Raw genomic sequence first — 4,788 nt, 5'->3', positions numbered from 1 at the left:
GGGGTCGGGATGGCGAGCCCTTGGTTTCGAGCGTCGGGCGGGCTTGGAGATGTCGAGGCGGCGTTGAGAGGTGCAGCCCCCCGCGGGCAGGTGGGGGGTTCAGTGGCCGATGGATGTAGGGCTCTACGGCATCATCGGGTGGCTTCCCGTGTTTGTCGGTGCGTGTTCCGGTAGCCACAGGACGGCCACCGCGCCCTCTGCCGGGACGCCCTCGGGGGCGCCTGGGGGGCGGATGTTGCGGAAGGTCAGTCGGGCGCCCAGGACTCGGGCCTGGCCGGCTGCGATGGTCAGGCCGAGGCCGTGGCCGTGGCCCGCTCGGTCGCTGCTGCCGGTGCGGAAGCGGCTGGGTCCCTCGGCGAGGAGGTTCTCGGGGAACCCGGGGCCGTGGTCGCGGACCCGGATGACCCGGCCCTCGACGGTGACCTGGATGGGCGGTCTGCCGTGCCGGGCGGCGTTGGCGAGCAGGTTGAACAGCACCCGCTCCAGGCGCCGCGGATCCGTCGTGACCATCGACTCGTGCACCACCCGGACGTCGATCTCCGGGTCCTTCGCCATCACCCGCCGGGAGACGAACTCGCCCAGCAGGATGTCCTGCAGCTCCGCGCGCTCGGACGCGCTGTCCAGTCGGGCCACCTCCAGGACGTCCTCGACGAGCGTGCGCATGGCCTTCGCCCGGTCCAGGACCAGCTCGGTCGGCCGGCCCGGCGGCAGCAGTTCGGCCGCGGTCAGCAGACCGGTCACCGGGGTCCGCAGCTCGTGCGCGATGTCCGCGGTGACCCGCCGCTCCGCCTCCAGGCGCTGCTCCAACGCCTCCCGCATGGCGTCCACGGCGCTCGCGAGGTCGTCCGTCTCGTCCCGTACGACCCCGCCGATCGCGTCCCGCACCCGCACGTCCGACTCACCGCTGGCGACCTCGTTCGCGGCGGCCGCGGCCTTGCGCAGCCGGCTCGACAGCCGGCCCCCGATGAGCACGCCGAGCGCGCTGCCGCCGAGGACGACCGCGATGGAGCCGATCACCAGGGCCTGGTCCAGGTCCTTGAGGATGTCGGTGCTGCGGTCGGTGAACCCGGTGTGCAGGGACAGCACATTGCCGTCCTTGGCCGGTACGGCCGCCCAGATGTCCGGCGTCCCGCCCGGCCCGTCCGTCACATAGGTCGCCCGGCGCCCCTGTTCGACCTTGTCCCGCAGTGGCAGCGGCAGCGACGAGTCGTTCTTCTCGACGTGGGGGAAGTTCGCCAGACCGGTCTTCTCGTAGTTGTTCTGGGCGATCTGGATGCGTTCGTCGGCGAGGTCGCGGGCGTTGTCCAGCATCGAGACCCGGGCGGCGTTGTGCACGACCAGGCTCAGCGCGATCGCGACCAGCGCGCCGACCAGCGCGATGGCCGCGCTGAGCTTCCATCTCAGTCCCGTACGGATACCCGTACGCTCCAGCCGCGCCGGGACCAGGCGCCGAAGATTCCCCCGCATGTCCGCCTCGCTCAGGCCTTCAACTTGTAGCCGAAACCGCGGACCGTCTCGATCCGGTCCTGGCCGATCTTCGTACGCAGTCGCTGCACATGGACGTCGACGACGCGGGTGTCACCGCCCCAGCCGTAGTCCCACACGCGCTCCAGGAGCTTGTCCCGCGACAGGACCGTGCCCGGCGCGGAGGAGAACTCCAGGAGCAGTCGCATCTCGGTCGGGGTGAGGGCCACCGGCTCCCCGGCCCGGCGCACCTCCATGCCCTCGGTGTCGATCTCCAGCTCGCCGAAGGTCAGCACCCCGCCGTCGGCCGCGGCGCCGGTCTCCTCGGAGCGGTCGCCGCCGCCCGCGTGCCCGAAGCGGCGCAGCACCGCGCGGATACGGGCGACCAGCACGGCACCGTCGAACGGCTTGGTGACGTAGTCGTCGGCGCCCGCCTCCAGGCCCAGCACCACATCGATCGAGTCCGCGCGCGCCGACAACATGATCACCGGCACGGTCGACTCGTCCCGGATGCGCCGGCACAGGCTGACGCCGTCCAGGCCCGGGACCATGACGTCCAGCAGGGCGATGTCGGGGCGGTCGGCGCGGAACGCCTCCAGGCCCGACAGCCCGTCGGGCATGGCGGTGACCGCGAAGCCGTCCCGCTCCAGGGCGAGTTGGGTGGCCTCGCGGATGACGTCGTCGTCCTCGACGAACAGAACGTGGGTCTGGTCTGCCATCCCGCTGCTCTCTGTCCTCGTGTCGCTGTCGCTGTCTATGGGGGCGTCTGGTGGGAGGTTGTCCGGTGGGAAGTCGTGCTGTCGATGGGGGATCGGATCGAGGGAGCCGATCGGTTCACTCCGACGGCGATATCGATGGCGATGTCGATGGCGGCGTCGATGGCGACGGGGTGGGGCCCAGGTCGCCGAGCTCATTGTGCGCGTACCGCACTTTGACGAAGTGGCCCGCCGACGACCACCGGTAGGTGATCACGTCCTCGCCGGACGGGCTCGACACCGGGTCGCCCTTCTCGTACAACTGCCTGCTCACCACCAGGTTGCCGCTGCTGTCTATCTCCGCGTAGACCGGGGACTCCTCGGCGCTGAACACATTCTCGTACGCACCACCCTCCTCGTGATACACGTACGAGCCGACACCGACGCCGTCGCCGCAGGTCAGCACGTTGACCACGATGTCGTCCGACGTGCCTCCGGTCAGATCGCCGTAGGCCACGTCGAGCGGGTACTCGTCCGCGACGCACGGCTTGAGGTCGTCCTTGACCTCCGCCGAGACCAGCGGGTCGCTCTTGACCAGCTTGGCCGCTGCCGTGTGGCTCAGCGCGCCGGAGTCGGGGCCGGAGTCGGACGCGTAGGAAGTGGGCGCGGCGGCCGGGGCGCTGGAGGGCCCGGTCGAGCGCGCGGCGCCGCCTGCCGCCATGTCGGTGCTCGACGAGGACTCGACGAAAGCCGGCCCCTCGTCACGGGTGCCGGTGCCGCCGGTGGCGCAGGCGGAGACGAAAAGGGCGAGGGCGGCGAGCACGGCCACTGCCGTGAACGCCGCCTGCAAGGTGCCCCGGCCCGGTGAGGGGTCCGCGTCGGTCAGGCCGCCGTGCAACGCTCCCGCTCCTCACGCTCCAGCGCGCGTGCGTCCAGATCACGGCTCTCCAGCTCCTCGCGGAGCCTGGCGAGGGCCCGGTGCAGCGTGCTCTTGACCGTTCCGGCCGACATGCCGAGGGCGGCGGCCGTCTCCTCCGTGGACATCTGCTCCCAGTGTCGCAGGACGACGACGCTGCGCTGCTTCGGGGCGAGCACTTTCATGATGTCCATCAGCAGGGCGCGGTCCGCGTGCTGCTCGGTGGCGTCGTCGACCGAGGCGTCCGGGAGCTGCTCGGTGGGCACTTCCTCCAGCTTGCGGGCCCGCCACCACTCGGTACGGGTGTTGATCATGACCCTGCGCAGGTAGGCGTCCGCGAGCCGCTTGTCCGCGATGCCGTCCCAGCGGTGGTACGTCCGCGCCAGCGCCGTCTGGAGGAGGTCCTGGGCATCGACCGGGTCCGGGACCAGGCGACGGGCGCTGCGCAGCAACGCGTCCTGCCGGGTGCGGACGTACTCCTCGAACTCGAGCACCTCGCCCTGCGCCATGATCGACCGCCTCCATCCCCGTTTCCGACCCGCCCGCTGCCGGTTCTCCATTGCCTGTGTGCCGCTCTCCTGCGGTACGCCAATGAAGCTACGGAGCAGTTGTCACGGGGCTGTGCGGGACAGCGCGCGGCCAGCGCTCGGCTGTCCGTCGGTTGTGTAACGGAAGTAGGAAAGGGGTAAACCGGCGCACCGAATAGCGCCGGTTCAGAGTGATTTGGTGGTGTGGGGTGGTGCTGTTACGTCAACGGCAGCCGATACAAACCACCGGACAGGGGCTCCACGAGCCCGTCCGCGACGAGTCCGTCGAGTGCCCGCGCGCGCTGCACCGGCTCGTGCCACACCCGGTCCAGCGCGGCCTGCGGCACGGGCGCGTGGGCCTCGCGCAGGACGGCGAGGAGCTTGCCGCGGACCTGGCGGTCGGTACCGGCGTACGTCTGTCCGCGCCGCGGCGGACCGTCGTGCTCCGGCTTGCCCGCGAGCCGCCAGGCGCACTGGGCGGCGATCGGACAGCGGTGGCAGGACTCGTTCCTGGCGGTGCACACCAGCGCGCCGAGCTCCATGGAGGCGGCGGCCCAGCGGGCGGCCGTCCGCTCCTCCTGCGGCAACAGGGCTCGGGCCAGCTTGCGTTCGGCGGCGGTGGTGGCGTTGGGCGGGTACTGCACGCCGGCGACGGCCCGCGCGAAGACGCGCCGGACATTGGTGTCGAGAACCGCGTGCCGCTGCCCGTAGGCGAAGGAGGCGACCGCCGCGGCCGTGTACTCCCCGATACCGGGCAGCGCGAGGAGCTGGGAATGGTCGGTGGGTACGTCGCCGCCGTGCCGTTCGGTTATCGCGACGGCCGCCCCGTGCAGGCGCAGGGCGCGCCGCGGATAGCCGAGCCGGCCCCACGCGCGTACGGCTTCGCCGGGGGCCTCCGCGGCGAGGTCGGCGGGGCGCGGCCAGCGGGCCAGCCACTGCTCGTACACCGGCAGGACGCGGCTGACCGGCGTCTGCTGCAACATGAACTCGCTGACCATCACCCCCCACGGTCCGGCCTCAGGGCGTCGCCACGGCAGATCGCGGGCGTGCTCGTCGAACCAGTCGATGACGGGGGTGTGCAGGTGCTCTCCGCCGGGGGACTCGGAGAGGGCGTCGGAGGGGCTGCTGTGCGGGGGCTTCGTGGGCGCAGTCATGGCCTTCCGATCCTGCCATGCGGGGGAGGGGG

At 71.6% G+C, this 4,788-nt stretch carries 5 protein-coding genes; all 5 read right to left on the bottom strand.

Annotated features, from left to right (window positions below; genetic code table 11):
• Window positions 1-123: 123 nt before the first annotated feature.
• The 5 genes from cseC to HLK59_RS48175 all read right to left on the bottom strand — a co-directional run bounded on the left by cseC (window position 124) and on the right by HLK59_RS48175 (window position 4,756).
• Window positions 124-1,467 carry a two-component system sensor histidine kinase CseC gene (gene cseC, locus HLK59_RS48195; RefSeq protein WP_171148023.1) on the bottom strand — a complete coding sequence of 448 codons (1,344 nt, stop codon included), beginning with the start codon at window positions 1,465-1,467 and terminating at the stop codon, window positions 124-126.
• An 11-nt stretch (window positions 1,468-1,478) separates the two neighbouring features.
• Complete coding sequence (gene cseB, locus HLK59_RS48190) at window positions 1,479-2,183, bottom strand: two-component system response regulator CseB (RefSeq protein WP_171148022.1); 705 nt, start codon at window positions 2,181-2,183, stop codon at window positions 1,479-1,481.
• A 115-nt stretch (window positions 2,184-2,298) separates the two neighbouring features.
• Complete coding sequence (locus HLK59_RS48185) at window positions 2,299-3,057, bottom strand: hypothetical protein (protein WP_171148021.1); 759 nt, start codon at window positions 3,055-3,057, stop codon at window positions 2,299-2,301.
• A complete protein-coding gene (locus HLK59_RS48180; RefSeq protein WP_046263315.1) occupies window positions 3,042-3,584 on the bottom strand; it encodes a SigE family RNA polymerase sigma factor in 543 nt (180 codons plus the stop codon). The genes HLK59_RS48185 and HLK59_RS48180 overlap by 16 nt, the downstream gene beginning before the upstream one ends.
• A 236-nt stretch (window positions 3,585-3,820) precedes the next feature.
• Window positions 3,821-4,756: an A/G-specific adenine glycosylase gene (locus HLK59_RS48175; protein WP_171148020.1), complete on the bottom strand. Its 936-nt coding sequence runs from the start codon at window positions 4,754-4,756 to the stop codon at window positions 3,821-3,823.
• Window positions 4,757-4,788: the final 32 nt, after the last annotated feature.

It is taken from the genome of Streptomyces sp. S3(2020) (assembly GCF_013044505.1).
Classification (GTDB): domain Bacteria; phylum Actinomycetota; class Actinomycetes; order Streptomycetales; family Streptomycetaceae; genus Streptomyces.
The sequence above is the reverse complement of the archived record's forward strand: the minus strand, read 5'-3'. Positions and strand labels throughout refer to the sequence as shown.